This is a genomic window from Pseudomonas sp. NBRC 111127 (assembly GCF_001320345.1).
GTDB classification, from domain to species: Bacteria; Pseudomonadota; Gammaproteobacteria; order Pseudomonadales; family Pseudomonadaceae; genus Aquipseudomonas; species Aquipseudomonas juntendi.
Window position 1 is genome coordinate 1 of record NZ_BCBD01000317.1, and the last position, 1,607, is coordinate 1,607.

A 1,607-nucleotide genomic window follows, 5' to 3' on the forward strand; every position below is an offset into this window, starting at 1 on the left:
CCGGCACAGACTGAATTCAGTCGTCTGTAGCCTTGATCGACTTGGGCGACAAACGCAGGCTGCGCAAACTGCGTTTCACGCTTTTCAGGTGGTTGACCAGGCTCGGCCCACGCGCCATGGCCACACCCATGGCCAGTACGTCGATCACCACCAGGTGGGCAATGCGCGAGGTCAACGGGGTATAGATTTCGGTGTCTTCATGCACGTCGATCGCCAGGTTGACCGTCGACAACTCGGCCAGCGGTGTCTGGCTGGGGCTCAGGGTAATCAGGTTGGCCCCGCTCTCGCGTACCAGGTTGGCGGTGATCAACAGGTCCTTGGAGCGGCCGGACTGGGAGATACACACGGCCACATCGCCCGGCTTCAAGGTCACCGCCGACATGGCCTGCATGTGCGGGTCGGAATACGCCGCCGCGCTCAGCAGCAGGCGAAAGAACTTGTGCTGGGCATCTGCCGCTACAGCCCCCGAGGCACCAAAGCCGTAGAACTCCACACGCTGGGCCTGCGCCATGGCGCTCACCGCCTGCTGGAGCGCCAGCGGGTCGAGGTGCTCGCGCACCTCCATCAGGGTGTGCAGGGTAGTGTCGAAGATTTTCAGGCTGTAGTCGGCGACCGAGTCGTCTTCGTGGATGGCGAACTGGCCGAAGCTGGCCCCGGCGGCCAGGCTCTGAGCCAGCTTCAGCTTCAGGTCCTGAAAGCCCGTGCAACCGATGGCCCTGCAGAAACGCACGATGGTGGGTTCGCTGATACCTACGCTGTGCGCCAGGTCGGCCATGGAGCTGTGCATGACGGCAGCCGGGTCGAGCAGCACGTGGTCGGCCACTTTCAGTTCCGATTTGCGCAGCAGGTGGCGCGATTGGGCGATATGTTGCAACAGATTCACGGGCTGGACTCGGTTATGATCGGCTGGCCGGGTTGTAGCTTTCTTGTAGTTATACTACATGGACGCCAACCCGCCCAGTTAAACGAACGTGGAGAGTGGTGGTTTGACTATTCCTTGCGACATTCTGGTATTCGGCGGCACCGGCGATCTGGCCCTGCACAAACTGCTTCCGGCGCTCTACCACCTGTTCCGCGAGGCCCGCCTCAACCCTGCAGTACGCGTCATCGCACTGGCCCGCCGCAACCTGCCACGCAATGACTACCTGAAGCTCGCCGAGCGCCACTGCCGGGCACAGGTTGCCCGTACCGACTTTGACGAAGAAGTGTGGCAGCGTTTTTCCGCACGCCTCGACTACTTCCCCATGGACGCGTCGCAGAGCGCCGATTTCGGCCGCCTGGCGCGCTACCTGGGTGAACCCGGCGGGCTCACGCGCATCTTTTACCTGGCCACCGCACCCAAGCTGTTCGTCCCCATTGCCAACCACCTGCACACCGCCGGCCTGGCCGACGGCGAAGCACGCATCGTGCTGGAGAAGCCGATCGGCCACTCGCTGGAATCGGCCACCGCCATCAACGAAGCGATTGGCGCAGTGTTCGAAGAAACCCAGGTATTCCGTATCGACCACTACCTGGGCAAGGAAACCGTGCAGAACCTGATGGCGCTGCGCTTTGCCAACGCCCTGCTGGAGCCGGTGTGGCGCAACAACCAGGTCGATCACGTGCAG

At 62.5% G+C, this 1,607-nt stretch carries 1 protein-coding gene and 1 pseudogene; one reads left to right on the plus strand and one right to left on the minus strand.

Annotated features, from left to right (window positions below; translation table 11 throughout):
* Positions 1-16: 16 nt before the first annotated feature.
* Positions 17-883, minus strand: a complete 867-nt coding sequence (gene hexR, locus APH30_RS27160) for a transcriptional regulator HexR (protein ID WP_054914250.1) — start codon at positions 881-883, stop codon at positions 17-19.
* 103 nt (positions 884-986) lie between these two features.
* On the opposite strand from hexR, the pseudogene APH30_RS27165 reads away from it, so the two are divergent.
* A pseudogene (locus tag APH30_RS27165) lies at positions 987-1,607 on the plus strand (glucose-6-phosphate dehydrogenase); the annotation flags it as partial.